Origin of the sequence: Streptosporangium sp. NPDC002721, from assembly GCF_042888905.1 — a bacterium.
Classification (GTDB): Bacteria; Actinomycetota; Actinomycetes; order Streptosporangiales; family Streptosporangiaceae; genus Streptosporangium.
Map to the genome: position 1 here is coordinate 60,878 of NZ_JBIAQI010000021.1, position 25,973 is coordinate 86,850.

The window sequence follows — 25,973 nt, forward strand, 5'->3', positions numbered from 1 at the left end:
TGAAGATGGCCGCTGCCCAGTGAGGAGGGCGCTGTGGCGTCGGTCTACACCGGGTTCGTCCACGCGCGCGGGTGGCTGGTACAGACGGCGAAGGTGTCGGGGCGGGGCAGAGCGTAGCGGTCGAGCAAGCCGCTGACGGCTTCATTACCTGGTGAGAGGCCCGGTGAGGGCGGGACGCAAAGAATCTTATTTATTGGTTTCTAATTTCCGGAAAATCCGGGATGTTAGGCTTCCCGGCATGCGGGAGCCCGGCGCGGTGACGCCATGCAAACACTGTGGGACGCCGATCGAGCAGCGGCCCGGGCGGGGGCGGCCGAGGGCGTACTGCGCGCAGGGGAACTGCCAGGCGGTGGCCAAGCGCGAACGCGAGATGCGGCGGGCGACGCCGGGGCTGGAGGGGGCGCTGGCCAGGGCCGAGGAGTTCTACGAGCGCATGGAGAAGGGGATGATCGCGGCGATCGCCCCGCTGGCGCAGGTGCTGTCGGAGGAGCTGAGCCCGGCCGGGGTGGAGGCCAAGGTGAGCGCGGTGCAGGCCGAGGCGCACACCCGGGTGGCGATCGCGCGCGCCGAGCGGGAGCAGGCCTTCGAGCAGGTACGCCTGGCGCGGGAGGCCTCCGAGCACGCCCGGCGCGAGCGGGACGCGATGGCGCGCCGCGTGGAGGAGGCCCACGCCGAACGCGACATCGCCCTGGCCGACGCGGAGACCGCCAGGGAGCAGGCGCTCGCCGCGTTGCACGAGGCCGCCAGCACCGAACGCCGGGCCAGGCAGGCCGAGCAGGAGGCCACCCGCAGGGCCCAGCGGGCCGAGGCCGCCCGCGACGCGGCGCTGCGGGAGATGGCCGAGCGGGTGGAGACCGCCGAGACCGAGGCGCGCCGGGCCGAGGCGCGCGCCCTCCACGACCAGGAGCAGTCCGGCCAGGCGCGGACCGAGTGGGACCGGGCGCTGGAGGAGGCCAGGAAGGCCCAGGAGGCCAGGGGCCAGGCCGAACGCGTCGCCTCGGCCGCGTCGGCGCGCGCCGACGCGGCCGAGGCCGAGCGGGACCGGGCGCTGGCGCGCGCCGACGCCGAGGCGGCCGCGCGCGCTCAGGCCCTGGCCGAGGCGGCCGAAGCGCGTGCGCGAGCGGAACGCGTGGACAAGCAGGCGGCCGAGCTGGAGCGGCGGACGGCGCGCCGGATGGCCAGGGCCGAGGAACGAGCCGCCGAGAGGATCGCCGAGGCGGGGGAGCGGGCGGCGGCCAGGGCCGCCGAGGCGCTCGCCGAACGCGATGAGGCGCGCATGCGGCTGGCCATGGAACAGATGCGCCTGACGGACCTGCGCGAGCAGATGGAGGCACTGCGTGCCGAGTCCGCCCAGCTCAGGGAGCGGGCGATCACCGCGGAGCTGCGAAGGGAACGTGCGACCACCACGGAGGCGGGCTCGCCGTAGCGTTCGCCGGGCGCCCGGCACGCCCAGGCCCCCGTGCGGGCTGCGGCCGGTCCCGGGCATCGTCGTGACCGGCACCGGGTCCCACGGTCCGGGATCACGGGGTGCCCCTGGCGACGGTCGCCGGTGACCAGCGGCAGCGAGATCGACGTGTCGGCCAGGTCGACGGTGAGCCCGGCGCCGTCCTCCTTCGGCCGGATGATGTCCACCTGGACCAGGTTCTTCTCGCCGTCGCCGTCGCCTTCACTGTCGCCTTCACTGTCGGCAGGGGACTGCACCCGGACGAGCTCGCGGATGGCGTCCTCGTAGGAGAAGAGGGGTTGCGTGAGCCCGCTGGAGGCTTCGATCTCCGGCCTCGCCGTCGCGGAGGCGGCGGGAGTCCTGGCGACCACGACCGTGAGCGTAATTGCGGTGAGCAACCCTCGCCGCTGCGGAATGGACATGTGTCCCTCTTTCGAGCTGGTGTGCAGGCGCATGTGGTGGCGTGGTCGTTTCAGGGGGTGCCGAACCAGTCGGTGAGTGCCTGGCGCAGCGCGGGCGCGGCGGTGTCGGCGGGTTCGTCGACGGCGGCGGCCCAGGCGAGGTGGGCGTCCGGGCGGATCAGCAAGGCGTCAGCCGATCGATCCCCGGTTTTGGCGGTGCGGACGTCGACGCGACGCCGCCAGTCCTGGGCGCCCCGGTGGAGGTCCGGGCGGTCGGCGAGGACGAGGAGGACGGGCCGTCCGCCGTGCATGAGTTCGGCGACGCTGGTGACGCCCTGGTCGGTGTGCAGGGTGAGGTCGGGGGCGAAGGTGCCGGCCAGCGGGTGGTGGCCGGATCCAGGCATCGGATAGCGGATGTCGCTGCCGGCGACCAGCGCTCCCATCCGGCGCAGCGGCTGTTCGTCGGTGAGCAGTTCGGAGAGGACCTCCCGCAGCGCCTCGGCGGCCGCGTCGTGTCCGCGCCGCAGGGCGACCTGGGCTCGGGTGTGCAGCATGGTGCGGGCGCCGGCGAGGTGGCGTTCGTCGTGGTAGGTGTCCAGCAGGCCGGGCGGCGCCTCGCCGTGGACGTGGGCGGCCAGCTTCCAGGCCAGGTTGACCGCGTCCATCATGCCGGCGTTGAGTGCCACGCCGGTGGCGGGGAAGCAGGTGCGCCGCGTCGCCGGCCAGCAGGATGCGGCCCTGCCGGTAGCGTTCGGCCTGACGGGCCTTGAAGGTGAACCGCGATAACCGGAGCGTCCCCGCCACGGGCAGTCGCACGCCGAGCACCCGGTGGAGGCTGTCCAGGAGTTCGGTGACGGTCATCGGGGTGTCGTCGTCGTACTCGGTGCCCTCGTCCTCGATGGTGTAGAGGGAGACGACCTTGGACGCGGGCGAGGAGCCGACGCCGAGAAGACCATGAACTGTCCGGGTGAAGCCCGCGCGGATCACGCCGAAGCCGGGGACGTCGAGATCGCCGTTGCCGAGCACGGTCACCGTCTCGGGCAGGGTGACCTGGGCCAGCCGGTTGACCTCCGGATAGGTAGTGCCGGGGAAGCCGATGCCGGCCCAGTCGCGGACCCGGCTGCGTGCGCCGTCGCAGCCCACGAGGTAGCGGGCCCTCACCCGGTAGGGCCCGTCCGGGCCGTGGGCGTCCACGGTCACCGCGGTGTCGTCCTGGCTCACCCCCACCACCCGGTGTCCGCGACGGACGTCGACACCGAGTTCGTCGGCACGTTCACCGAGCAGCCGCTCGAACTGCTGCTGCGGCAGCGGCAGGCCGCGGCTGGCTCCCGTGATGAACCAAGTGCGGGAAGGGGCGTTGTCAGGGGTACGCATGTGCGGAACTCCGATCGGTTGGGTTCTCCGCTATTGAGACGGTCCGTCTCGTCTCGAAAGAACGTGACGATAGCCGGGTTTTCTTCGCCACGTCAAGACGGACCGTCTCGTCTAGTTTGTTAGGTTTACGGCATGACGACACAGCGCACGTCCCCCTCCGGCGCGGCCCGCCGGAGCGACGCCTCCCGGAGGGCTTCCTTCACGGTGCCGAGAGTGGTCCGAGGGTCGGGTGGCAGCGGTGGCCACAGCGCCCGGCCCTCGGCGGCGAAGTGGAGACGGAGCGACTGCCCTGCTCCCGAAGCCGTCCTGAACCTCGGAAAGGGGTTGTGATCCAGATCACGGTTGAGGTTGACCCTGGGTCAGGATGGAAGCTCGGCGCAGCGGCGCGACGCCGACCGGACACAACGGATTCGAAGGAGCACACCATCATGTCCGTCACCCCCACCGACCAGGACAAGAGCACCCAGCGGGCCGGGCAGGACCGCCCGGAGCTGCGGAAAACCATCCAGGAGATCGTCGATTCCGGCTTCGTCGGGGTGTCGCTGCGCGTGCGCGACGAGCGGGGCGAGTGGACCGGCAGCGCCGGGGTGGCCGAGCTGGGCGAGACCGCGAAGCCGCCGACGGAGGGGCACTTCCGGATCGGCAGCGCCACCAAGACCTTCGTCGCGACCCTGGTGCTGCAGCTGGTGGCCGAGGGCAGGATCGGGCTGGACGACCCGGTGGCGGGCCACCTGCCCGCGTTCGGGCTGGACGGGCGGATCACGGTGCGGATGCTGCTGCAGCACACCAGCGGGGTGTTCAACTTCACCGGCGAGGTCTATCCCGACGGGACGGTCGTGCCGGGGATCTCCATCCCGTACGGCACCGCGGGCAGGGAGTGGGTGGACGACCGGTTCAGGACCTACCGGCCGCAGGAGCTGGTGGAGCTGGCGCTGTCCAGGCCCGCGCGGTTCGAGCCGGGGACGGACTGGAGCTATGCCAACACCAACTACGTGCTGGCCAGGTTGCTGATCGAGGAGGTCACCGGCCGCTCGTTCGCCGAGGAGCTCCGGCGGCTGATCCTGGAGCCGCTCGGGATGCCGGGCACCGTGGCGCCGGACGCGTCGCCTGAGATCCCCGACCCGCACGCCCACGCCTACTACAGGTACGAGGAGAAGACGGTCGACGTCACCCGCCAGAACCCCTCCTGGCTCTCCGCCGGCGGCGACATGATCTCGACCACCCGGGACCTCCAGACGTTCTTCTCCGCGCTGCTGGACGGAAGGCTCCTGCCGCCCCCGCTGCTGGCCGAGATGTGCACCCCGCGCCCGACGGGCATCCCGAACATGGACTACGGCCTGGGAGTGTTCGTGGTGAGCACGGACGACGGCGGCACCCTCATCTCCCACAACGGCGCCACCGTGGGCCACGCGGCGCTGATGTACGGCACGCCCGGCGGGGGCAGGACCCTGATCGCCGCGCTGAACTGCGTGGACGACGCCGAGCTGTCCATCGCGGCGGCTTTCCAGAACGCCCAGCGAAGGCTCGTCGACGAGGTGTTCCGCGCCGGGCGACCCGATCCGGTCCGGCCCGGCCCGGTCCGGTCCGGCAGGCGGGCGGGCTGAGCGAATGAGGAACAGGGGCGGGAACCGGGCTCGGGGACAGGGCGGGCCGGGCGAATGAAGAACAGGGTGACGAACCGGGCCCGGACACAGGGCAGGCTGGGCGGATGAGGAACGGGGTCACGATCGGGCAGGCGGCGGCGTTCGTCGGCGTCACGGTGAAGACGGTGCGGCACTACCACAGGCTCGGCCTGGTCGAGGAGCCGGAACGCGACGGCTCCGGCTACCGGCGGTACGGATCGGCCGACCTGTTGCGGCTGGTGCGGGTCCGGGCGCTGGCCGCCGCCGGGGTGCCGCTGGCCGGGATCGGGCCCCTGCTCGACGCCGACGCCGCGCTGTTCGCCACCATGGTCGCCGACGTCGAGCGGCAGCTCACCGGACGGATCGAGGAGTTGACCGCGCGGCGTGACACGCTGCACCGGCTCGCCGACGGTGACCGGGCTCTGCTGCCCGACCGCGCCGTGGCGCTGCTGGAGCGGATGCCCGGCCTCGGGTTCCCCGCGGAGGAGGTGGCGGCCACCAGGGAGGGCTGGGTACTGGCCAGGGCACTGGTCCCGGACGGCTTCGACGACTATCTCACCCATTTCGAGCGCGCCCTGGAAGACACCCGGCTCGTCGCCCTGGCCAGGCGCGCGGCCGAGGCCTCGGCCTGGGAACCGGACGACCCCCGAGTCACCGAGCTCGCCGACGACGTGGCCGACCACTACCTCGCCGACCCCGCCCTGCTGAAGACCGTGACCGGCCTGCAGGCTCGTACCGAGACCGCGACCCGGTACACGCTGATCGCCCGCCACGGCGAGGAGCGGACGCCGGCCGCGGCGCGGCTGGCGGAGCTTTTCGAGGCCAGGCTCCGCGCCGCCGGCGTCCGCATCCCCAGACCGGACTCCCGCTGACCGCGCCGCGCTCCGGCCCCTGTCAGCCCCCGCGGACAGCGGTCGCCCCTCGCCCGCCGATCCCGCGCGGCACCGACGCGAACACCTCGGCCGCGAACGCGTCCGGCTCGCCTCGCAGTGTTCACGAGGGCGGCATGCCGAACTGGGCACCCACGATCAGATCAACCCGGCGAAGTACTCGCGATGCGGCTGGAGGTCGTTTCCGGTTCAGGCACCGGCCTCGAGCACGGCGAGGTCGCGTACCGCATAGCGGTGATGCTCGGCCTCCTCCTTCAGCACCACCTTGAGGCAGCGGCGCACGACGTACTCCTGGTCGGGATACGGGTCCGCCGGCCTGCGACCGCACACCCGATCGAGCCCGGCCTCGGTGAGCCCGTCGACGACACGCCGCATCGTGGCCATGCGGGCGAGCCGTGGCGCGAGCACCTCGTCGAGTGTCGGGGTGGCTTCGAGGGTGAGACCGAGCTTCGCCGTCGCCTCGGGCGGCATCCCGCCGTGGGGGAAGCCCAGCGGGTGGTACGGCGCCTCCTCCTCCAGCACGGCGTTGCCGAGCCAGGCATCGCCGGCGAACAGCAGGTGCCGTTGGGTCTCGACCAGCGACCACTCGCCGTTGACCCGCTCGTGCAGCCTGGCCTCGGGCAACAGCCCGGCGCGGTCGAGTGTCGCCGCCCACAGCGCCTCGACGGCATCCCAGGCGGCCCGGTAGTCGTCGGGGGACTCGGCCTCACGCGCCAGCACCCGCGCGGGGTGGCGCCGGTCGAGCTCGCCTTCGACGTAGGCGGTCACGTCGACGTCGTTGACGACGAGACGCTCGAAGTCGCCGCCGAGGTAGACGTCGCTCCCATAGCAGTCGACGATCTTCAGACCGCTGACCTCGCAATCGCGGATCTCAAGATCGGCGAGGTCGCACAGGTGGATGCGGGCACCACGGAACCGGTCACTCTGGGTGTATTCAGCAGGCATCGAGGCAGTCTTCCGCACCCGTCCCGCCCGCGCCACCTCCGGCAACCAAGTCGCCGACTCGATCGCGTGCACCTGGCCGCACGACTCTTACCGACCCCGAATCCTTGCGGGTCACACAGGTGGCCTGGCCGTGCTCATCGGTGATGGCCGTCTCACACCTGGCCTGAGATTTACTATATTTAGTAAATGGTGAATTTATCGGCGATGCCGTCTTTGGACGGTTGCGCTCTTCGTTACGCCGACAGCGGCGGTGACGGCGTACCGCTGGTGTTCTCGCACGGCGCCGGGGCCGATCATGTGATGTTCGACGCTCAGTACGAGTACTTGCGTGCCCGGGGATACCGGGTCGTCGTGTGGGACATGCGCGGCCACGGGGCATCTCGCCCGGCCGGTGCCGGCTTCACCGCCGAACGGGCGATCGCGGACCTGCGCGCGCTGATCGAGCACCTCGCGCTTGACCGGCCGGTGCTGGTGGGACAGTCACTCGGCGGCAACCTCGGCCAGGCGATCGTACGGCGGTATCCGGACCTGGCGCGGGCGCTGATCGTGATCGGCGCGGCGTGGAACACGGGGCCGTTGTCGTGGAAGGAGCGTCTGCTGGTGAAGATGGCCGCGCCGAGCCTGGCGATGATCCCGGCCAGGAACCTTCCCCGCCTGATGGCGGAGGTCTCCGCGGTGAGCGAGGCCGCGCGGGCAGATGCCCGGCGCGCCTTCTCGCAGTTGCCGAAGAGGGAGTTCCTTCAAGTGTGGCGGGCGACCGTCGAGATCCTCACCCCCGATCCCGGCTTTCGCACGCCGGTGCCGCTGTGCCTGATCCGCGGCGAGCACGACCGGACCGGCAACATCGCCTCGGCCATGTCCCGATGGGCTCGGGCCGAGGGCGTCGAGGAGGTCGTCATCCCCGGTGCCGGCCACATCGCGAACCAGGATGCCCCCCAGACGGTGAACGAGGCGATCGAGGTGTTCCTGCGTACGGTGCCGGCATCAAGGCGGGCACGGTGATGAGCCTGGCCAGGCGCCACGCGTTCATCACGTCGGTGGGCGATTTGCTGGCCTCATGGAACCTGCCGCACGCGACCGGCCGCGTCTACGGGCTGCTCCTGGTCACCGAGGAGCCCGCCTCCCTCGACACGATCGCCGCCGAACTGGAACTGAGCAAGGGGGCGGTGAGCACCTCGGTACGGCAGCTGGACTCCTGGGGACTCGCCCGGGTGATCCCGCAGCCCGGCAGCCGCAGACTTCTCATCGAGGCCACCGCCGGGATCGAGACGCTGCTGGAGGCCAGTCACGCGCGGGCCAGAACCCTGATCGCCGCCCTGCGCGATGGCGAGGACCTGGTCGAACCCGGTCCGGCACAAGATCGGCTCCACGACGTGATCGGGCTGTTCGCCGGCTACGTCGACGTAGGAGAGCAGATGCTCAGCAGATGCCGTCACACCCGATGAGGTCCTCCGGCTCCCGCTTTCCGCGCGCCTGCCCGCATGACCGCCGCTGTGCCGGTCATCCCCGCGTTCTTCGGGGAGAACCAGCTTCGGGGAGGACCAGGTGAAGATCGTGGACCACAGCGGTGCGGCGTACTTCCAGGTCGCCCGAGGTCAGTTCCGGGGGAAGAACTCGGTCTCGGGGCGCTGCATGTACTCCATCGCCGCGGTGAACTCCGGGTCGCCGAGACGTCGCTCCATCTCCTCGGGCGTCACATCCTCGATGTGGGTCTGGATCCACCACACGTTGCCGAACGGGTCGCGCACCCGCCCGACCAGGTCGCCGAACGCCAGATGGGTGACCTCCGAGATGGAGACGCCCCCCGCCTCGACCGCCTGGCGGTGCACCGCGCGGGCGTCCTCGACGTACAGCCGGAGGAACGCGGGCGTCGCGGGCCACCTCGGGTCGCCGTCGAACAGCATCACGATCGCGTCGCCGATGCGGACCTCCGCGTGCCCGATCACCCCGCGTGCGTCGATCACCCGGCCCAGTTCCTCGGCGCCGAACGCCTTCCGGATGTAGTCGATGACCGCGGCCGTGTCGCGGGAGATGATCCACGGCGTGACGGTCGTGTAGCCCTCGGGGATCGCGTTGACAGACATCTGGGGTGCCTCCTTGCGTGCCGGAACGTGATACCGACACTAGGCCTCGTGTAGGTCAGTTTCCGACCTATACGGCACGAAGTGTCCTGGCCGCCATCTCACGCAGGTAGTCGACCAGCTCGGGCGGCTCGTGCACCTCGAACTCGCACCCCAGCATGACCAGCCGGAATGCCAGCCACTCCAGGGTGTCGCTCTGCCCGGACAGTCGGCAGGTGTCGGCGTCGATCGGCTCCACCTCGCCCGCCGCGTCGCCGAGGCGGGCCGCCACCCGCTCGGCCGGGGCGTGCAGGGTGGCGACGGCGCGGAAGGTGGGCGCCGTCGAGTACAGCCTGGCCGTGACGAAGGCTGCGGCGTCCTCGGCGGGCGGCGTCCTCGCCGGCACCCGCACTCCGGTCGGGCGGGGCTCGCTCACGCGGTCCACGCGAAAGATCCGCCAGTCGTCCCTGTCGTTGTCGAAGGCCACCAGGTACCAGCGCCTGCCCACGGTGACCAGGCGGTACGGCTCGACCAGCCGCCTGCTCGCGCTGCCGTCGACCGCCTCGTAGGCGAAGCGCAGCCGCTCGTGGCCTGCCGCGGCCCCGGCGATCGCGGTGAGGATCTCCGGGTCGATGTCCGGCCCGGAGAAAGGAGGGGGAGCCTCGGTCGCGGCGTTCAGCGCGCCGACCCGGTGCCGCAGACGGGACGGCAACACCTGCTGGAGCTTGGCCATCGCGCGGACCGACGCCTGGTCGATGCCCGCGACGGGGTGCCTGGCCACCGTACGCAGGCCGACGGCGATGGCCACGGCCTCCTCGTCGTCGAGCAGCAGCGGCGGCATGGCGGTACCCGCCACCAGGCGGTAGCCGCCCTCACCGCCCATCGTCGCGCGTACCGGATAGCCGAGGTCGCGCAGCCGCTCGACGTCGCGGCGGACGGTGCGCCGGCTGACCTCCAGACGCGCCGCGAGTTCGCTGCCCGGCCAGTCGCGCGGAGCCTGGAGCAGGGACAGCAGGTTCAGCAGTCGTGCCGAGGTGCCGGACATGTCACCAAGGATGCCAGGAGGCCGGCGCGCACGACCGGCGCCCGGACCTCACCGGCCCGCCGGCCGCGTGACGCCGGACGCCCGCCCGTTCCGGCGGCGGCGCGGCCGGACCTCCCGGCACTCGACGCCGGCGGGGCTGACGGTCCTGGTGTGCGCGGTCAGCCCCGCCAGCGCGCCAGGTCCGCTCACGACCCGCTGCGGGCCGGCCGCTGCGGGAGGTCTTCGCCGGGCCCGGCGTCGGCGCCATGAGCCCCCGCAGAAATCCGGCGTTCAGGAAACTGAGCACATCCGCGTAGAGCATGGTGAACATGACGGCGATCCACAGGGTGGAGAGTCTTGCTCGTACGTCACTCATTTCGGCCTCGGCGCCTTTCTGGGGCGTCGGACGGGGGTCAGCGCGGGCCGCCGCCTCGGTCGTCGCCGAGGCCGTTGTCATCCGGCGTCCTGACGCGGGCCGGTCCACGCCTCTGTGACGCGGCCGCCCGGCAGTGCGATGTCCAACTGTCGGCACCACGGTCGCGTCGGCGTCCATCCCTCGGCCGGAGTGAAGTTCACACGCAGTAGGCGGGCCGAGCCGGGAACCGGCCCACCCAGGTGGCGAGTTCCGTGCGCGGCCGCCTTGCCGTAAAGCCGGGCAAGCAGGCAAAAATTGCCATAGGCGTATAGAGCGTCGTTTCAGCTAGCCTCGGCGCACTCCCTGGATCCGGGAAGCCCTCACCTTTCACCCCGCGCGACGTGCTGATCGACGCGCCCGTCCCCGGCCGTCTGGACGAACTGCCCATCGGCGGCGCCCCTTCGACCTGGTGACCCTCCGGCCCGGAGGCCCGCCCGCGGGCACCGCTGGAGCGGCCGGGCGGCGTCACGCCGGGGTGGACGCGACGCGGGCTCAGGGTTCGCGGGCGCGGAGGTAGGCGTCCAGGTCGGCGGCGCCCCCGAGCATGGCACGGCCCCGGGCGGACAGGCGGCCCTGCCAGTCGCGCAGGGTCGACTCCAGCGGGGCGACGCCCCCGGCGGAGCGGACCTGGGCGATCAGCGGGGCGATCCGCTCCAGCGGGTAGCCGCCCCGCCTGAGCTGGTGGGCCAGCCGGACGTCCCGTACGTCGGTCGCGCTGTAGATGCGGTAGCCCGTCCGCGGGTCGCGGCGCGGCCGGACCAGCCCGGCGTTCTCCCACTTGCGCAGGGTGGCGGGGCGGATGCCGAGCCTCCTGGCCAGCGGGCCGATGAACGTGTCGCCGCGCTCCTGCGGCACGGGCGCCAGGTCGCGGAGCGCGGCCTCGACGGCCTGGAGGGTGCGGCGGTCGTCGAGGAGCCGGCAGTGGCTCTCGTCGACGAGCCGCAGCGCCTCGTCGGTGGCCCCCCGGTTGACCGCTTGCATGATCGAGGTGGCCGTCTGGTGGCCGTGTCCGGGCAGGAGAGAGAGGAACGCGCGCAGGGCCTGCGCGTGCGGCGGGGTGTAGGTGCGGTAGCCGTGGGCGGTGCGTTCGGCGGCGGGCAGGATGCCGGCGTCCTCGTAGTTCCTGATCGCCTGGGTGGACAGGCCGTGCTCGCGCGCCAGGTCGACCGGCCTCATGGATGCATCCCCGATTGAAGGTCCGTCGCGGTGGGAATGGGAAATTCCGCGAAAAGTTTACACCGAATGTTCAACGATACCGTTTAAGGAATGAACATCAAGGACACGGCCCGGCCGTTCGACGGCGCGGGCGTCTCTGCGTTCCTCCGGTCGCTTCCCGCCGAACCCCTGCTGCTCGGCCTGGGCGAGGCCAGGCACTTCGTGGGGGAGCTGGGCGAGGCGCGCAACGAGATCTTCCGGCACCTGGTCGAGCACGAGGGCTACCGGTCGTTCGCCATCGAGAGTGACTGCCTCATGGGCCTGGTGGTCGACGACTACGTCACGACGGGCGCGGGCACGCTCGACGACGTCATGGAACGCGGCTTCAGCCACAACTTCGGCACCTCGCCGGCCAACCGCGAGCTCGTGCGCTGGATGCGCGCGTACAACGAGGAGCATGGCGGCGGGCTCCGGTTCTTCGGCTTCGACGGCCCGCTGGAGTACTGGGCGGCGAGCCCGCGCCAGGCGCTCACCGCCCTCCACGCCCTCCTCGACGGCCCCCTCCCCTGCACCGTGGAAACGCTCGACGCGCTGCTCGGCCCGGACGAGCGGTGGACGAACGAGGCCACGGTCATGGACCCGTCCCAGTCGATCGGCCGGTCCGCCGACGCCCAGCGGCTACGGTTGCTCGCCGACGACCTGGTGGCCCTGCTCGACACGCAGGCGCCGCGGCTGAGCGCGCACGACCGGGAGCGGGCGGCGCTGTACGGGCGCACCGCCGTCGGCCTGCTCCGCTACCACTCCTGGATGGCCGACACCTCTCCCGCGCGGATAGGGCGGCTGTCGGCCCTGCGGGACGCGATGATGGCCGCCAACCTGCGCGCCGTCGCCGAGCGGGGCCCCGCCCTGGTCTTCACCCACAACCTCCACCTGCAGCGGAACAAGAGTCTCATGTCGTTCGGCGACCAGCGGCTGGAGTGGTGGAGCGCGGGGTCGATCACCGAGGCGCACCTGGGCGCCCGGTACGCCTTCCTGGCCTCGGCCTTCGGCACGGTCGGCGACGACACCCCGCCCCCGGACACCGTCGAGGGCATCCTGTCCACGCTCCCGTGGGACCGCGCTCTCGTCGACACCCGCCGCCTGGCCGAGGCCCTCGCGAAGGCCGCTATGGAGCCCGCCCCGCGCGTCTCCCATGATTTCGCCTATTTCCCGCTGGACCCGGCCCAGCTCGACCTGGTCGACGGCGTCGTCTTCCTCAGGCAGGCCGTCAGGCTGGGGTGACGGGCGCGCGTGCCAGGTCGTGCTGACGGGCGCGTGCGTCGGGCACACCGTCCGTGCCCGCCTTCCGCACCGAAGGCGGTCCGCGGGTGAGGGGCGAGACGCCGGCCCCGCGCGGCGGAGGGTCGTCGATCCGGCTACCGGGCGGGACGCGCCAGGCGTAATGTGACGGCATGGCCGGACAGGCACACCACCCGTTCCCGTTCCCTTTCCCGAGCGGGGTCGCCGGTGCCCGCCACGGCGGCCCCGCCGATCGGCCGCCGGATCAGGGGTTCCGCCGCCTGGACGCGGCCCGGCCGGCGCGGGAGCCACGATGAGGCGGATCGACTACGACACCGAGCAGTACCGCGACTACGCGCGTGGCCGTGCGTTCACCGAGCGGCAGCTGCGGGCATGGATCGGCGCCTTCGAAGCGGTGCTGCCCGAGCGGCGTCCGCTGGAAGGGCTGGACGTCGGCTCGGGGACCGGCAGGCTCACCCCGGCGCTGGCGCGAGCGTTCGGGCCGGTCACCGGTGTCGAGCCGTCGATCCGCATGCGCGAGACGGCGCAGGAGCGGTCACGGCATCCCGACGCGCGGTACGTGGCGGGCCTCGCCGAGGACATGCCGGTGCCGTCCGCCGGCGCCGACTACGCGCTCATGTTCCTGTCCTGGCATCACGTCCAGGACAAGCCGCGGGCGGTGCGGGAACTGGCCAGGGTGGTCAGGCCCGGCGGGCGGCTGCTGCTGCGCGCGAACTTCAGCGACCACCATCCCATGCCGTGGTGGCTCGAGTACTTCCCTCGCGGCTTCGAGGTGGACACCGCCCTGTTCCAGCCGCTGCACGAGGTCATCGAGATGTTCACCTCGGGAGGCTGGCGCGTCACGGACTTCGGCACGGTCACCCAGCCGTCCTCCGGCACCCGCGGCGAGAGACTCGAACGCCTGCGCCTGCGCACCCTCTCGTTCTTCGCCCAGCTCGCTCCCGACGAGGTGGAGACCGGTTTCCGCAACCTGGAGCGGGCCGTCGCCGCGGATCCCGACGCACCGGTACCCGCGCTTTCCGAGCCGCTGCTCACGCTCGAACGCCGCCCTTGACGCCGGCGTCCCCTGGACGACCCGGAGTCCCTTGAACGGCCCGGAGTCCCTTGAACGGCCCAAACCCCCTGGACGGCCCGGAGCCCCCTGAACGGTCCGGAGCCCCCGCGGCCACGGTGAACCACCGCTCGCTCCAGGGGCGCCGCCGTCGAAACCGGGCTCGCCGGGCTCGCCGGAGGATGGCGCTACAGGCTCGCGAGCCGGTTTCCGAGGCCGTCGAGGAGGGCCTCCAGACCGAACTCGAAGGTCTGGTCGGGGGCGGCGGCGTAGTCGGTGGCCGCGGGTGCCTCAAGACGGGCGCGAAGCCGGGGAAAGTCCATGGCGACCTCGGTCGCCCTGGTCATCGTGTCCTGGATCACTGCCTGGGCGTCGGCGCCGTCCCGGCCCAGCCGTCTGGTCAGGGAGATCGCGGCCGAGGCGCCCAGGACGTTGCCCAGAACGAAGGTGAAGACGGTGGCCGCGGCGCGGTCGGCCTGGGCGCCGGTGAAGCCGGCCGCCTCGTAGACGGCGAGGCTGTGGTCGTCGTGGCGCGCCTTGCCGGGACCGTGGAACAGGTGGGAGCCGAAGGCCTGGACCAGCCACGGGTGGCGGGTGAACATCGCGTGCAGGCCGGTGGCCATCGCGGTGGCCGCGGCCCGCCAGCCGATCGCGTCGGGGTCGGGCAGCTCGATCTCGTTCCAGACGTGGTCGCCGGCGAGCTGGATGAGGTTGTCCTTGTTCTTGACGTGCCAGTAGACGGCCGTGGCGGCGGCGCCGAGCCGGCCGCCCAGGCTGCGCATGTTCAGGCCGTCCAGGCCCTGCTCGTCGAGCAGGGCGATCGCGGTGCGGACGATCTGTTCGGCGGTGAGCGTGTCGCGCGGCATGCGGCCACGATAGGGCACCCGGCCCGTCTTGCACAAAGTTCAAGAACTCTCTTGCACTAAGTTCAAGAAGCGCTCTACATTCGACTTGAACATAGTGCAAGTCGATGCGGCGCCCCCGGGCGCACCCACCAAGGAGACCCACCGTGAACGTCCTCGTCGCCGCCACGCAGCTGCTCGTCGCCGCCGCCTTCGTGAGCATCCCGCTGGTACGCCACCGCTACGGGGCCACCGCCATGGCCGGCGCGCAGGCCGAACTGCGACGCCAGGACGTGCGGCCCACCGTCCTGGCCGAGAACGGCATGAGGTTCGACGCCGGGGGCCACGAGACCGCCGCCCCGGTCGCCGTCGCCGCGGTGATGGTGACCCTGGCCGCGCTCAACCTGATCGGCGACGGCTGGGCCCACCCCCTGACCCTGGTCTTCCAGTCCCTCGTCCTGGCCGGGAACGGCCTCATCCTCCACAGCCAGCTGACGGCCGAGAAGTCCGTGCGAGCCGCCTTCCTGCGCAAGGGCGACCCGGAGCTGGCGAGCGTCGACGTACCGGCCCTGCTCAAGGCCGCCGAGGACGGTTTCCCCGCCTGGACGTGGACCTTGCAGAACGTCCGGCACGTCGTGGTGTTCGGCGCCTCGATCCTCGCCCTGGCCGCGACGGTCCTCGCCTGAGACGCCACCCGAACCGGCTCACGTCGCCGCCGCCGTGTTGCGGCTCCCGCTCGCCGGGACCTTCCCGAGCGGGCGTCAGACCCGGTCGATCCAGACCGTGAACCGGTTCCCGGCGCGGGCGAGCGCGTCCAGCCCCCTGTCCACGGAGCCGAGCCGGACCATGCCGGGCGGGGGCACGGACCGGCCGAGGTCGTCGTAGACGATGGCGACGACCCCGCTCGGCGGCCAGTAGTAGATGCCGGCCACGTCGGGATCGACGACCCGGGTGGCGCCGGGGATGTCGATCCGGTGCGGCAACCGCCCCGACTTCGCCTGCCCCATCGGGTCGTGCAGGGTCAGCCGCAGGGGCAGCATCGCGGCGAACCCGCGCGCCGCCGGCGTGGCCGCGAGCGTGGCCGTCGCCAGCCCGTCGCCGGTACGCAGCACGATCCGCACCGCATCGGCCCGCACCGCATCGGCCCGCACCGCATCGGCGAGGCCGCCGGACGCGCCGGCGACGGTGGTGGTGGTCGCGGAGACCGGGTCGGCGGGGGGGCATCGCGACGGGGCCGCCCGACCCGCCCGCCGAGCAGCCGGTCAGCAGGACGGCCGGCAGGAGGGCCAGGAGGGCTGCCGGTGGCGCGCCCGCCCGGAGGCGGAGGCGCGGTCGCGGGGTGAGGTTCATGCCCCAAGAAGATCCCCGCCGCGCGCCGGGAGGAAGTCACCGGCGATAGGTGTACTGACAGGGCATCCCTCGGCACACGGCCGCCGTCGTACGGTGGCGGGGTGGACAACCGTGCCGAAGTCCGCGAGTCCCTGACCTCGCGGCGAGCCAAGATCACCCCTGAGCGGGCCGGGGTGCCCCACGCGGGACGTCGCCGTGTCCCAGGGTTGCGCCGCAGCGAGGTGGCCGCGCTGGCCGGGGTGAGCGTGGAGTATTACGCCAAGCTGGAGCGCGGCGCGCTCGGGGGCGTGTCGGCCGGTGTCCTGGACGCGATCGCCGGCGCCCTGCGCCTCGACGACGCCGAACGCCGTCACCTGTTCCACCTCGCCCAGGCCGCCGACGGCACCGCGGCCGCCATGCGCCCGCGCCGGGGGGCTCCCCGCGATGGGCCCTCGACTCCGTCACCACCCGGCCGGCGATCGTCGGGAACAACAGGTCCGGCCTGCTCGCGGCGAACCACCTGGGCCGCGCGCTGTACGCCGACGCCTACGCCGACCCGACCGGCGCGCCCAACCTGGCCCGGTTCGCCTTCCTCGACGCCGCCGCCCGCCGGTTCTACCCCGACTGGGACCTGACCGCCGACACCACCGTGGCCAACCTGCGCACCGCCGCGGGCCGGGACCCGCACGACAGGGACCTGCGCGACCTGGTCGGCGAGCTGTCCACCCGCAGCGACGACTTCCGGCGCCGCTGGGGTTCCCACAACGTCCGCACCCACGCGGGCGGCCTCAAGTACTTCCACCACCCCGTGGTCGGCGATCTCGCCCTGGCCTACGAGAGCATGGACCTGCGAGGCGACCCCGGCCTCACCATGACGATCTTCACCGCCGAACCGGGATCATCCACCGACCACGCCCTGGCCCTGCTCGCCTCGCGGGCGACTCCTCAGGAAAACCTCCGGGAAAGCGCTCATCCCGGAACGTGAGAGCGTCCGCCTCGTCTTCGGGAACGGCGCCGGGCGGAGTGCGTCCGCCTCGTCTCGGGGGCGAGTGCCGAGCGAAGTGCGTCCGCCTCGTCTTCAGGGCCGGTGCCGGGCGGAGTGCGTCCGCCTCGCCTTCGGGGCGGGTGCCGGGCGGAGTGCGTCCGTCACCGTAGACGGCCCGTCGGCCGGGTCCGGCCGGGCTCACCCTCGCCCTCCCGGCCGAGACCGGAGACGGCCCGCCGGTCGGGTCCGGTCGGCCTCGCCCCCGACCTTCTGGCCGAAACCGGTGCGCGGCCTCTCCGGCCCGCCGGGGCCGGGCGCCTCGTGCCGGTCTCCGGCGGACGGCGGGTGGGGGGCGGGTCAGGGGGGAGCGGCAGCCGGGGCCGGGGCCTGCCCGGCCACAGCACGGCGACGGTGGCGATCGCGGAGATCGTCAGTAACACGCCCAGCAGAATTTCGAGAAGCGCGGTGGTCGACATCGAGTCCTCCCTCGGCCTCGCTGTGATCATGTGACGAGGACGAAGGTCTTCCCACACCCTCGCGTCGCGCGAGGGCCACCCCGCCGGGTCTCCCTGTCACCGGGGACCGTGATGACGATCGAGGTGTCGGACGGTGGGTACTCCCCTCCGTATCAATCCGTATCAATTCCACTATCCGTGCAGCTCAGGCCATAGTCAAACGCCTCCCCCGGGGCGGGGCCCCGCTCGGGGGGCCGCCTAACCTGGGAGGACGAGGGGAGTACTTCCAAGAGCCGATCCGGTCAGTACGGACGTTTCATGACGTCCTCGGGCGGCCACCCACAGGCACGGGTGAAGGAGACCTCGAACAGCCGAGCGCGTTCGAGGAGGTTGCATGTCCGCCGAGACGCTCCTGTCGGTGGCCGAGCTTGAGACGATCGGTTCGCCGAAACTTTGGATGATCACCGTGGCCGCGCTGGTGGCCCTGCTGGCCGTGGACTTCATGCTGACCCGGCGCCCGCACGAGGTGCGGATGCGCGAGGCGGTGGGCTGGTCGATCTTCTACCTGACACTGCCACTGATCTTCGGCGTCTACGTGTGGGGGGTCTTCGGCTCCGAGGTGGGGATGGAGTTCTTCACCGGCTACGTGGTGGAGAAGTCGCTGTCGGTGGACAACCTGTTCGTGTTCATGCTGCTGCTGTCGGCCTTCGCGGTCCCCTCCGTACTGGCTCAGCGGGTCCTGCTGTACGGCATCGTCGGGGCCCTGGTGCTGCGCGCGATCTTCATCGCGCTGGGGGCGGCCGTCCTGAAGAGCGGCACCTGGGCGTTCCTGCTGTTCGGCGGGATACTGATCGTCACCGCCTGGAAGATCCTCAAGGACGCGCTGAAGGGGGAGCAGCACAAGGTCGACATCTCCTCCATGCGCTCGATCCGGCTGCTGCGGCGCTTCATGCCGGTCACCGACGACTACCGCGGCTCCCACCTGGTCGTCCGCGAGAACGGCCGCCGCGCCCTGACCCCGCTGGCGCTGGCCATCGTCGCCGTCTTCGCCACCGACATCGTCTTCGCCGTCGACTCGGTGCCCGCGGTGTACGGCGTCACCGACGACCCCTTCATCGTCTTCGCCACCAACGCCTTCGCCCTGCTGGGCCTGCGGGCGCTCTACTTCGTGCTCCTGGGCGTCCTGACGAAGCTGCGGCACCTGAACCACGGCCTCAGCGTCATCCTGGCCTTCATCGGGATCAAGCTCGTCCTGCACTGGGCGCACGGCATCTGGACGTGGGTACCGGAGATCCCCACCCCGATCTCGCTAGCGGTCATCATCGGGGTCCTGATCACCGTCACGATCACGAGCGTGCACGCCAACCGCCGCGACGCGAGACCTCCCGCGCCGCCCACCGAACGGGAGCCCCGCTCGCGGCCGGCTCCCTAGCGGGCCCCGCGCCGGAGGCCCGCTCGCGGCGTTCATGTGGACGTAGCCGCTACTTGATCCCGCCCGCCGGTACGCCGGAGGCCGAGGCGCCCGAACGCGTGCGCCTCGACCCCGACCGGCCGCCCGGCCCGACCCCCGGGCCCGGCCAGGCGTGACCTGGCGTGATGGCCGGTTAGCAGGTGCCCCGGTTGTAGACCCGGAACGTACCGTTCCAGGACCCGACGTAGGCCGTCGAACCGGGGGTCACGCAGTAGTACCGATTGCCGCCGAGGAAGTAGGTCACGAAGATCCTCTCATTGACCGTGGTGCAGTTCTTGTACATCGCGGCGTCCCCGTCCCGGTACATACCGCAGGGGTTGGCCGCCGTGGAGACGCGCACGCCGTCGGGCGAGGTCTCCGTGGCGTGGGCCGGCTGGCCGGTCAGCAACGCCGTACCGGCGGCCACGAGGGTGGCGATGAGGGTCGCGGCGAGTCTGCGGCGTGCGTTCATGATGGTCTCCGTTGTTCAGGCCGGCCGGATGTGCCGACTTTTCGGGAACAGGGGATTTGGGCTTCCGGCCTGGACGGGTCCGCGCGGGGACCCGTCCAGGCCGGTCGCTCCTCGTCGTGGCTCACCGGTCGTGTTCGCCCCGGTCAACCACCGTGAACGTCAGCCAATCCGTGCCGCCGAGGTGTCCAACAGGGTCACGGACGGACTCGGTCCACCCCGCGGCCAAGCTCGGACACCCTGAGCGACGGCTTGCACGCTTTGGGTTACGGCGAGGCCGCGTGGGGACGGAAGGCCCGGCTCGGCAGAAGGGCACGGCGTGCTCGACCACGCCGGGAACCGGTACCGGCGCCACCGGCGGAGCCGTTGCCCGCCGTCAGGGGCGACCCGTCCCGCCGGTGCCGTCGGTGACGTCGCCGGTGCGTGAGCCGTACCGGTGCAGCGCCTCGACCTGCTCGTAGGACGGCACGTCGCCGATGACCGGTTCGCCCCGGGCCACCGCCAGCGCCGTGGTGACGGCCGCGCGCAACGCCGCCCGGAACAGCAGCGACCCGTAACTGAGGCGGGCCACGCCCAGCTCGGCCGGCCGCCGCACCGGGACACCGGGCTGGACGAGCACGTTCAGCGGCACCCCGGCCCCGGCCACCAGCGCCTCGATATCCCGCTCGGTGCTCGCGCCCGGCACGAAGACCCCGTCGGCCCCCGCCTCCGCGTAGGCCCGGACCCTCTCCAGCGCCAGGGTCCGGGCATCGGGCAGGCCCAGCCAGAACGCGTCGGTACGCGCGTTGAGGAACACCTCGGGAACCCGTCGCTTGACCAGCGCGACCAGCCGGGTCTGTGCCGGGAGATCGGCCAGGCGGTCGCCGCGGCCGTCTTCGAGGTTGATCCCCGCCACTCCCAGCCCCGCCAGCTCCGCCACCAGGTCGGCGACCTCGCCGGGGGCCTCGGCGAACCCGGCCTCGATGTCCACCGTCACCGGGACGCCCAGCCCCGTGATCGTCCGTGCCAGCGCGAGCGTCTCCTCCCGCGTCGCCCGCCCGGCGTCCGGTTTGCCCGCCGCGGCGGCCACCCCCAGGCTCGTCGTCCCGATCGCGGCGAACCCCGCCTGCGCCAGGGCCGCCGCGGAGGCGTGATCCCACGCGCAAGGAAGCAGCAGCGGCTCGTCCGCGTGGTGCAGCGCCCTGAACCGCGCGAACGTCATCGGGTCGCCGCCTCGACCGCCCCGGCCGCCAGGGCCAGCGCGACCCGCCTGCCCGGACAGGCACGCGGCCCCGCCCCGAACGTCAGGTACTCCGGCTCGCCTTCCGTACGCGCGAGGACCGCGCGGCGGGCCGTCTCAGGGGCTTGGCCGGTCCCGGGGTCGTGGCCGGTCCCGGGGTTTTGACCGGTCGCCGGGACCCGGCCGATTTCGGGGTCCCGGCCGGTCTCGGGGTCCCGGCTCGTCTCGGGGGTCCGGACGGTTCCGGGGTCCTGGCCGGCCGCGGCGACGTCGAGTACCACGGTTCTCCCGTCGCCGGGTGCCCTGCGGCGCAGCGTACGGACCGGGGGATCGCGGCGCAGGGTCTCGTCCAGCAGTTCCTCCACCGTCCACGTCCCGCTCCCGCGCGACCCGGCGGCACTCGCTCCGGCCGTGGACCGCGCCGTCGCGGCGGCCAGGGCGGCGCGGACCAGACCGGTCGTCGGGCCGTACGCCTGGGCGAGCAGCCCCGCCACCACGGCCAGCCGTTCCGGGGCCGGGTCGCCCAGCAGGCGCGCGAGCCGCACCAGCCCCTCGTCGGCCGTGCCGGATCCCGCCTCACCGGGCCCGGGTGCCGGTCCCGTCCCGGGCAGGTAGGCCGGGGCGATCGCCGCGACGGCCTCCACGGCCTCCGGCCCGTCCTCGGCCCGTACCCCCAGGGCGACGGCGAGGACCAGCACCGGAACCAGTTCCGGGGGACAGGCGGGAGGACCGGCGTCTCGCGAGGCGAGCCGGAACGCCTCGGCGCGCAGCGTGTCCGGGTCCAGCCCGGCCAGCACCGCCTCCGCCGCGGCCCTGCGCCCGGCGTGCGCCGCCCCCTCCGCGAAGCGGCCGACCGCTCCGCGCAGCCACGCCACGGTCAGCGCGAACGGCGGGCGCGGTACGGGGTCGACGGTGAAACGGGAATCGGCCAGCACGGCCCGTATCTCGGCGGGCCGGCTCAGAACCAGCGGATCGGATGTCATCGGTTCTCCTTGGTTATCCCTGATCGCCCTGGTTCTCCGGGGTTCTTCAGGGTTTCCACGGGGTGGAGACCCCTTCTCCCGCCGGGGATCGCGCGGTGCGGCGCCCCGTGGCTCGGCGGCGATCGGAAGGCTAGACGCCGGACGCTTCGGCCCCCGCCGAAGCGTCCGCGTACCTCCTCCACGCACCCCCCGCGTGAAACGGGGCGGTGGTCACGCCCGCGCGGAGGAGGCGGCGTGGGCGACGCAGGCCGAGGCGAAGCCGGTGACGATCGGGTGCGGGCGGCTGCCGTCCCCGGCCAGTTCCGGCTGGAAGAGGGTGGCCAGGAAGAACGGGTGGCCGGGCAGCTCCAGGACCCGTACCAGCCCCGCCTCGTCGTGGCCGGTGAAGCGCAGCCCGCCCGCCTCCAGGGCGGGCACGTAGTCGGCGTTGAGCCCGAAGGCGCAGGAGTATCTCTCCACCGTCCTCTCGGTGCCGACGATCTTCTCGGCGAGCGATCCCGGCGTCAGACGGACGGCGTCCTCGTGACCCGCCAGCGAGCACGCCAGCGGCAGCAGCAGGAAGTCCTCGGCGCCCGGGTCGTTCTCGGCGTGCGCGACGGGCAGGCCCAGGACGTTGCGCGCGTACTCCAGCAGGGTGTGCTGGAAACCCCCGCAGGTGCCCAGGAACGGGACGCGGTGCTCGCGGGCGGTGCGGGCGGCGTTCACCGCGCCGGCCTCACTGCGGTACGGGCTGCCGGGCACCATCCAGACGCCGTCGAAGCCCTCCAGGCCGGTGGCCTCGGTGGTGGGGATCCAGTAGGCGTCCAGCGCCAGCCCGTCGCGCTCGCGCAGTGCTTCGAGCAGTACGGGGATGCGGGCGTGGGACCGGACGGACGGTGACTTGTCGCCCACCAGGGCGATCCTCGCGGTGGTCATGCCCCGATCCTGACCCCGGCGGCCGGGTAAGCGCCAACGATGATTACCGGTGGGCCGATAAGCGATACTGATACACCGTGGACCCGCATATGCTGCGCACATTCGTCACCGTGGCCGGGCTGCGGTCCTTCTCCGCCGCCGCCACCGAGCTCGGCTACACCCAGTCGGCGGTCTCCCAGCAGATCGCCACGCTGGAGGCCGATCTGGGCCTGGTTCTGCTGCACCGCCGCCCGGTGGAGCCCACCCGCGCGGGGGAGCGCCTGCTGGAACACGCCGGGCCGCTGCTGCTGCGCCACCGGGCCGCCCGCGCGGACGTGCTGCGCGCCGCCTCGGGACCGGCCGGGCGGCTGGAGCTGGTCGCCTCCCCGCTGTCCTGCCTCCCGGCGATCGTGCGGAGCCTGCCGCCGGGGTGCGGGCTCCGTACAATCTCCCGCGAGCGCGTCGCCGCCGAGGTCGCCTCGGGCGCGGCCGGTCTCGGCCTGGTCGACGGGATCGCCGCCCCCAGCGACCCGCTGCGGCTGCCCGACGTGGGACCGCTGTCGGGCTTCGGGGTCGCCGAGGAGGAACTGGCGGTGCTCCTGCCCTCAGGCCACCCGCTCGCCCACCGGCGCGGCCTGGACCTGGCCGATCTGACCGACGCCCTGTGGCTGCGGGCGCCGGTCGCCGTACCGGTGGAGCGGCTGCGCGAGCTGGCCGGCGGGGGCGGGTTCCGCGCCGCGTCCCGCTACGACGGCGAGGACGTGCGCACGGTGCTGAACCTGGTCGCCGCCGGGCACGGGCTGGTCCTGCTGCCCGCGTCCGTGGCCGCCGAGGCGGCCGGGGTGACCGGGGCGGCGAGAGGGGTGCCGCTGAGCTCACCGCGTGTGGTGCACCGGGTGGAGGTCCTGTACGCCGGGACCGTCGGCCCGGCCGCCGCGCTCGCCGCTCAGCTGCGCCAGCCGCCCTCGTCCACCCCGCCGGGCACCTCCGCCTCCGGGTCGTAGGGGGTGCGGGTGAAGACGAAGGTGTTGAGGTCCAGGTGGCTGAGGGAGCCGTCGGGCCTGCGGACCACCCGCAGGGTCTCGCCCGCGTAGTAGCCGTCCAGCCCCAGCCAGGTCCCGTCGGCCTGGGCGGTGAACCGCGAGGCCCGTCCCGCGCCGCCGACCGGGGTGAGGGAGACGCCGCCCTCGGGCAGCAGCCGCAGCGCGTACGCGCTGGGCCCCCAGTACCAAGGACCGGCCAGCTCCAGCAGGCCCGCGGTGTCGGCGACGGGCTCCCACTCGGCGGGCAGGCGCGGCTCGTGCTGGTCGAGGATCGCCAGCAGGTCGGTCAGCAGGTTCCGGCTCACGCCCGCGGTGGAGTTGGCGGTGAACAGCACGCCGACCTTGTCGGACGGGTCGGCCCACACCGTGGCCAGGAAGCCCGGCATGGAGCCGGTGTGACCGGCCAGGCGGCGGCCGTTCGCGCGGGCCAGCTGCAGGCCCAGGCCGTACCCGCCGGTCCAGGCGTCGCCGTCGTCGACGGTCGCGGGCTCGCGCATCTCCGCCACGGTGTCGGGGGCGAGCACGTCCCCGGTGTCGCCGGCCACGAACGCCGCCCACCGGGCGAGGTCGGCGGGGGTGGACCACAGCTGCCCGGCCGGGGCCATGGAGACCGCGTCGTGCTCGGGTTCGGGCAGCAGCACGTCCGCCCAGGGATGCACGGCGTAGCCGGTGGCGTGCGGGGCGCGCGGGCGCGTGGTGGTGTCGTGCATGCCCAGCGGCAACAGGATCTCCTCGTGCACGGCCTGGGCCCAGCTCACGCCGCGGTGCCGGGCCACCAGCTCGCCCAGCAGGGCGAATCCCACGTTGGAGTAGTGGTAGCGGCGCCCGGGCCGGTGCTTGGCCGCCTCGGGGCCGAGCCCGGCGACGAGCTCGGCGACCGGCACACCCGGGGTCCGCTCCCACCACTGGCCCGGCGACTCCGCGCTCAGCCCCGAGGTGTGCGACAGCAACTGGGCGACGGTCACGTCCCCGGCCTGGAGGCCGGGGACGTGCTTGCCGACCGGGTCGAGCAGGTCGACCTTCCCCTCGTCGCGCAGGCGCATCACCACGGCGGCGACCAGGCTCTTGGTGATCGAGCCGATGCGGTACTGGGTGACGGGGGTGGGGGCGATCCCCTCCACCCGGCCCCGCGCGCCGAACCAGGCGAGCTCCCCGTCGCGCACCACCGCGGCGGTCAGCGAGGGCAGGCGTCCCTGGGCCTGCTCCACCGCGATCCTGCGCAGCAGCGCGCGAGCCGTACTCTCCAGAACCGGCGACATCAAATGGCTCCTCACCCGACACAAAACCCAATGCGAAAAAGTGCCCCCAGGTTAGTGCCGTACGGGCAGGGAGGACGTCGGTGGCGGCCCGGCGCGGTGAGCGGGGGGAGATGAGCGCCGGGCCGTCCGCCGGCGCGGGCTCACCCCGCCGTCCCGACGCGAAAACAACCCGTAGCCGCCGCAGACCGGCTCCCCGCCGGCGAGCAGGGGCCGCCGAGCTGGGCGAACCCGGTCGCGTGTGCCCGGTGACACGAGTCTTACCGGCACGTCCGCCGTGAGTTCGGCCGAACTGAAGGTTCTTCAAGGAGAACTCGGAGGTTTTCAGCTTCGATTGGTGTCTCACCCCTTGGGTTCGCTGGAACTCGTGGTCGGCTGCGGGTGGGCGATGATGGCGTACCGCTCGTCGTGGATCGGGCGGCCCCACAGGTCGGGGTCGGTGAGCGGCTCGGTGCGCAGGTCGGCGGCGAGTGGCCGCAGGGCTTGGAGGAGACGCTCGACGCTCACCCCGCCGAGCCAGGGCAGTGCTTCGGACCCTGCGGCATAGAACTGATCGTCTGCAGGGTTGTCCCATCTCCCCTCGATGAATACCAGCCGTCCTCCCGGGCGCAGCAGGCTCACCCAGCGGTGCAGGGCTTTTTGGGGTGCGGGAAGGGTCCACAGCAGGTGGCGGGCGAGGATCACGTCGAAGGAGTGCCCCGCCCGTGCCGGGGGATCGCTCGCGTCGCCCACCAGTACCGCGGCGTCGAAGCCGGCCTTGGTGAGCTTGTGGCGGGCCTGTTCGACCATGCGCGGCGACAGGTCCATCCCAACCGAGCGGTGTCCCTGCTGGGCGAGCAGCAGCGACAACGAGCCGGTGCCACAGCCCAGGTCCAAGACATCGGCCGGGGGCCGGGCAGCCAGAAGCGTAGTCGCCGTGCCCATGCGGTCCTGACCCGGGGATCACGAAGGCCGTGATCGGCTTCGTCGTCGAAGGAAGGGGCGGCGGCATCCCAGAAGGACGCGATCGATGAGACATCCGGAGCCGGCATGGACGGATCATGCCGGCGAGCACCGACAAGAACGCGCGCCGCTCGATTCCCGCCTTCATCGCAGCCGCACGATGAGCAACACGGGTGACGGAACCTCAGAAACCCCGAAGCACCTTCAATGCGGTGTCCCGTTCCACAGATCGCGGAGAAGGCACAGCTCACAGGCCGGAAGGCGTGTGCCATGGCCGATCAAGAATGCCGGGAACTCACAAGTCGCTCCTTAAGAGTTGTGGTTGGTGTGCTCTGCGTCTCACCTGACCTGCTCAGTCAACGCGTAGCCGAGCGAATCAGGCGAGACACCGAGCAGGTCAAACGAGACGAGACACTAGGGTGCCAG

General features: G+C 72.5%; 25 protein-coding genes and 2 pseudogenes. 12 read left to right on the top strand and 15 right to left on the bottom strand.

The genetic code is table 11. From position 1 onward, the window contains the following. The first annotated feature begins 238 nt into the window (after window positions 1-238). The gene (locus ACFYWM_RS28700; RefSeq protein ID WP_389919576.1) at window positions 239-1,426 is read left to right on the top strand and encodes a hypothetical protein; all 1,188 of its coding nucleotides are present in this window, start codon (window positions 239-241) and stop codon (window positions 1,424-1,426) included. Between the two features lie 490 nt (window positions 1,427-1,916). On the opposite strand, the gene ACFYWM_RS28705 is transcribed toward ACFYWM_RS28700, so the two are convergent. Continuing rightward, entirely contained in the window at window positions 1,917-2,399 is a 483-nt protein-coding gene (locus tag ACFYWM_RS28705) for a hypothetical protein (RefSeq protein ID WP_389919878.1), read from the bottom strand. 57 nt (window positions 2,400-2,456) lie between these two features. Then, a pseudogene (locus ACFYWM_RS28710) lies at window positions 2,457-3,219 on the bottom strand (FAD-dependent monooxygenase); the annotation flags it as partial. Between the two features lie 428 nt (window positions 3,220-3,647). Between ACFYWM_RS28710 and ACFYWM_RS28715 the strand changes: the two are divergent. After that, the gene (locus ACFYWM_RS28715) at window positions 3,648-4,823 is read left to right on the top strand and encodes a serine hydrolase domain-containing protein (protein ID WP_389919578.1); all 1,176 of its coding nucleotides are present in this window, start codon (window positions 3,648-3,650) and stop codon (window positions 4,821-4,823) included. 104 nt (window positions 4,824-4,927) lie between these two features. Further along, window positions 4,928-5,713: a MerR family transcriptional regulator gene (locus ACFYWM_RS28720; RefSeq protein ID WP_389919581.1), complete on the top strand. Its 786-nt coding sequence runs from the start codon at window positions 4,928-4,930 to the stop codon at window positions 5,711-5,713. Window positions 5,714-5,920: 207 nt separating this feature from the next. On the opposite strand, the gene ACFYWM_RS28725 is transcribed toward ACFYWM_RS28720, so the two are convergent. Beyond that, a complete protein-coding gene (locus ACFYWM_RS28725) occupies window positions 5,921-6,676 on the bottom strand; it encodes a DinB family protein (protein ID WP_389919584.1) in 756 nt (251 codons plus the stop codon). Window positions 6,677-6,880: 204 nt separating this feature from the next. Between ACFYWM_RS28725 and ACFYWM_RS28730 the strand changes: the two genes are divergently transcribed. Beyond that, window positions 6,881-7,678, top strand: coding sequence for an alpha/beta fold hydrolase (locus tag ACFYWM_RS28730; RefSeq protein ID WP_389919586.1), 798 nt, complete (start codon window positions 6,881-6,883; stop codon window positions 7,676-7,678). Beyond that, window positions 7,678-8,121, top strand: a complete 444-nt coding sequence (locus tag ACFYWM_RS28735; RefSeq protein ID WP_389919588.1) for a GbsR/MarR family transcriptional regulator — start codon at window positions 7,678-7,680, stop codon at window positions 8,119-8,121. The genes ACFYWM_RS28730 and ACFYWM_RS28735 overlap by 1 nt, the downstream gene beginning before the upstream one ends. A gap of 150 nt (window positions 8,122-8,271) precedes the next feature. Here ACFYWM_RS28735 and ACFYWM_RS28740 read toward each other — a convergent pair whose 3' ends face one another. The 3 genes from ACFYWM_RS28740 to ACFYWM_RS28750 all read right to left on the bottom strand — a co-directional run bounded on the left by ACFYWM_RS28740 (window position 8,272) and on the right by ACFYWM_RS28750 (window position 11,351). Further along, window positions 8,272-8,760 (bottom strand): VOC family protein, encoded by a 489-nt coding sequence (locus ACFYWM_RS28740; protein WP_389919591.1) that lies wholly within the window; start codon window positions 8,758-8,760, stop codon window positions 8,272-8,274. Window positions 8,761-8,827: 67 nt separating this feature from the next. Then, entirely contained in the window at window positions 8,828-9,781 is a 954-nt protein-coding gene (locus ACFYWM_RS28745; protein ID WP_389919594.1) for a helix-turn-helix transcriptional regulator, read from the bottom strand. An 886-nt stretch (window positions 9,782-10,667) separates the two neighbouring features. After that, window positions 10,668-11,351, bottom strand: coding sequence for a TioE family transcriptional regulator (locus ACFYWM_RS28750; protein ID WP_389919597.1), 684 nt, complete (start codon window positions 11,349-11,351; stop codon window positions 10,668-10,670). Window positions 11,352-11,441: 90 nt separating this feature from the next. On the opposite strand from ACFYWM_RS28750, the gene ACFYWM_RS28755 reads away from it, so the two are divergent. Continuing rightward, entirely contained in the window at window positions 11,442-12,611 is a 1,170-nt protein-coding gene (locus ACFYWM_RS28755) for an erythromycin esterase family protein (protein WP_389919600.1), read from the top strand. A 310-nt stretch (window positions 12,612-12,921) separates the two neighbouring features. Next, on the top strand, window positions 12,922-13,683 hold the full coding sequence (locus tag ACFYWM_RS28760; RefSeq protein ID WP_389919602.1) for a class I SAM-dependent methyltransferase: 762 nt from the start codon (window positions 12,922-12,924) through the stop codon (window positions 13,681-13,683). 185 nt (window positions 13,684-13,868) lie between these two features. Here the strand turns inward: ACFYWM_RS28760 and ACFYWM_RS28765 are convergent, their stop codons facing one another. Then, window positions 13,869-14,546: a TetR/AcrR family transcriptional regulator C-terminal domain-containing protein gene (locus tag ACFYWM_RS28765; RefSeq protein ID WP_389919605.1), complete on the bottom strand. Its 678-nt coding sequence runs from the start codon at window positions 14,544-14,546 to the stop codon at window positions 13,869-13,871. A 143-nt stretch (window positions 14,547-14,689) separates the two neighbouring features. Here ACFYWM_RS28765 and ACFYWM_RS28770 point away from each other — a divergent pair, with 143 nt between their 5' ends. Further along, a complete protein-coding gene (locus ACFYWM_RS28770; RefSeq protein WP_389919608.1) occupies window positions 14,690-15,208 on the top strand; it encodes a hypothetical protein in 519 nt (172 codons plus the stop codon). A 75-nt stretch (window positions 15,209-15,283) separates the two neighbouring features. On the opposite strand, the gene ACFYWM_RS28775 is transcribed toward ACFYWM_RS28770, so the two are convergent. Then, window positions 15,284-15,673 carry a cyclophilin-like fold protein gene (locus ACFYWM_RS28775; protein ID WP_389919610.1) on the bottom strand — a complete coding sequence of 130 codons (390 nt, stop codon included), beginning with the start codon at window positions 15,671-15,673 and terminating at the stop codon, window positions 15,284-15,286. Window positions 15,674-16,117: 444 nt separating this feature from the next. On the opposite strand from ACFYWM_RS28775, the pseudogene ACFYWM_RS28780 reads away from it, so the two are divergent. Both ACFYWM_RS28780 and ACFYWM_RS28785 read left to right on the top strand, forming a co-directional pair. Further along, a pseudogene (locus tag ACFYWM_RS28780) lies at window positions 16,118-16,168 on the top strand (hypothetical protein); the annotation flags it as partial. Window positions 16,169-16,353: 185 nt separating this feature from the next. Next, on the top strand, window positions 16,354-16,836 hold the full coding sequence (locus ACFYWM_RS28785) for a hypothetical protein (RefSeq protein WP_389919880.1): 483 nt from the start codon (window positions 16,354-16,356) through the stop codon (window positions 16,834-16,836). A gap of 161 nt (window positions 16,837-16,997) precedes the next feature. Here the strand turns inward: ACFYWM_RS28785 and ACFYWM_RS28790 are convergent, their stop codons facing one another. Beyond that, window positions 16,998-17,312, bottom strand: a complete 315-nt coding sequence (locus ACFYWM_RS28790) for a hypothetical protein (RefSeq protein ID WP_389919613.1) — start codon at window positions 17,310-17,312, stop codon at window positions 16,998-17,000. Between the two features lie 373 nt (window positions 17,313-17,685). Here ACFYWM_RS28790 and ACFYWM_RS28795 point away from each other — a divergent pair, with 373 nt between their 5' ends. Further along, on the top strand, window positions 17,686-18,723 hold the full coding sequence (locus ACFYWM_RS28795) for a TerC family protein (protein ID WP_389919615.1): 1,038 nt from the start codon (window positions 17,686-17,688) through the stop codon (window positions 18,721-18,723). A gap of 172 nt (window positions 18,724-18,895) precedes the next feature. Here ACFYWM_RS28795 and ACFYWM_RS28800 read toward each other — a convergent pair whose 3' ends face one another. From ACFYWM_RS28800 to ACFYWM_RS28815, 4 genes are all read right to left on the bottom strand, one after another. Next, window positions 18,896-19,213: a DUF6355 family natural product biosynthesis protein gene (locus ACFYWM_RS28800; protein WP_389919617.1), complete on the bottom strand. Its 318-nt coding sequence runs from the start codon at window positions 19,211-19,213 to the stop codon at window positions 18,896-18,898. Window positions 19,214-19,586: 373 nt separating this feature from the next. Then, the gene (locus tag ACFYWM_RS28805; RefSeq protein ID WP_389919619.1) at window positions 19,587-20,411 is read right to left on the bottom strand and encodes an isocitrate lyase/phosphoenolpyruvate mutase family protein; all 825 of its coding nucleotides are present in this window, start codon (window positions 20,409-20,411) and stop codon (window positions 19,587-19,589) included. Next, complete coding sequence (locus tag ACFYWM_RS28810) at window positions 20,408-21,412, bottom strand: hypothetical protein (protein ID WP_389919622.1); 1,005 nt, start codon at window positions 21,410-21,412, stop codon at window positions 20,408-20,410. Before ACFYWM_RS28810 ends, ACFYWM_RS28805 begins: the two co-directional genes overlap by 4 nt. A gap of 210 nt (window positions 21,413-21,622) precedes the next feature. Beyond that, complete coding sequence (locus ACFYWM_RS28815; RefSeq protein WP_389919624.1) at window positions 21,623-22,327, bottom strand: hypothetical protein; 705 nt, start codon at window positions 22,325-22,327, stop codon at window positions 21,623-21,625. Window positions 22,328-22,416: 89 nt separating this feature from the next. Between ACFYWM_RS28815 and ACFYWM_RS28820 the strand changes: the two genes are divergently transcribed. Continuing rightward, complete coding sequence (locus ACFYWM_RS28820; RefSeq protein ID WP_389919627.1) at window positions 22,417-23,310, top strand: LysR family transcriptional regulator; 894 nt, start codon at window positions 22,417-22,419, stop codon at window positions 23,308-23,310. Here ACFYWM_RS28820 and ACFYWM_RS28825 read toward each other — a convergent pair. Both ACFYWM_RS28825 and ACFYWM_RS28830 read right to left on the bottom strand, forming a co-directional pair. Next, entirely contained in the window at window positions 23,253-24,608 is a 1,356-nt protein-coding gene (locus ACFYWM_RS28825; RefSeq protein WP_389919628.1) for a serine hydrolase domain-containing protein, read from the bottom strand. The genes ACFYWM_RS28820 and ACFYWM_RS28825 overlap by 58 nt on opposite strands. A 339-nt stretch (window positions 24,609-24,947) precedes the next feature. Continuing rightward, the gene (locus ACFYWM_RS28830) at window positions 24,948-25,529 is read right to left on the bottom strand and encodes a class I SAM-dependent methyltransferase (RefSeq protein ID WP_389919631.1); all 582 of its coding nucleotides are present in this window, start codon (window positions 25,527-25,529) and stop codon (window positions 24,948-24,950) included. Between the last annotated feature and the right edge of the window lie 444 nt (window positions 25,530-25,973).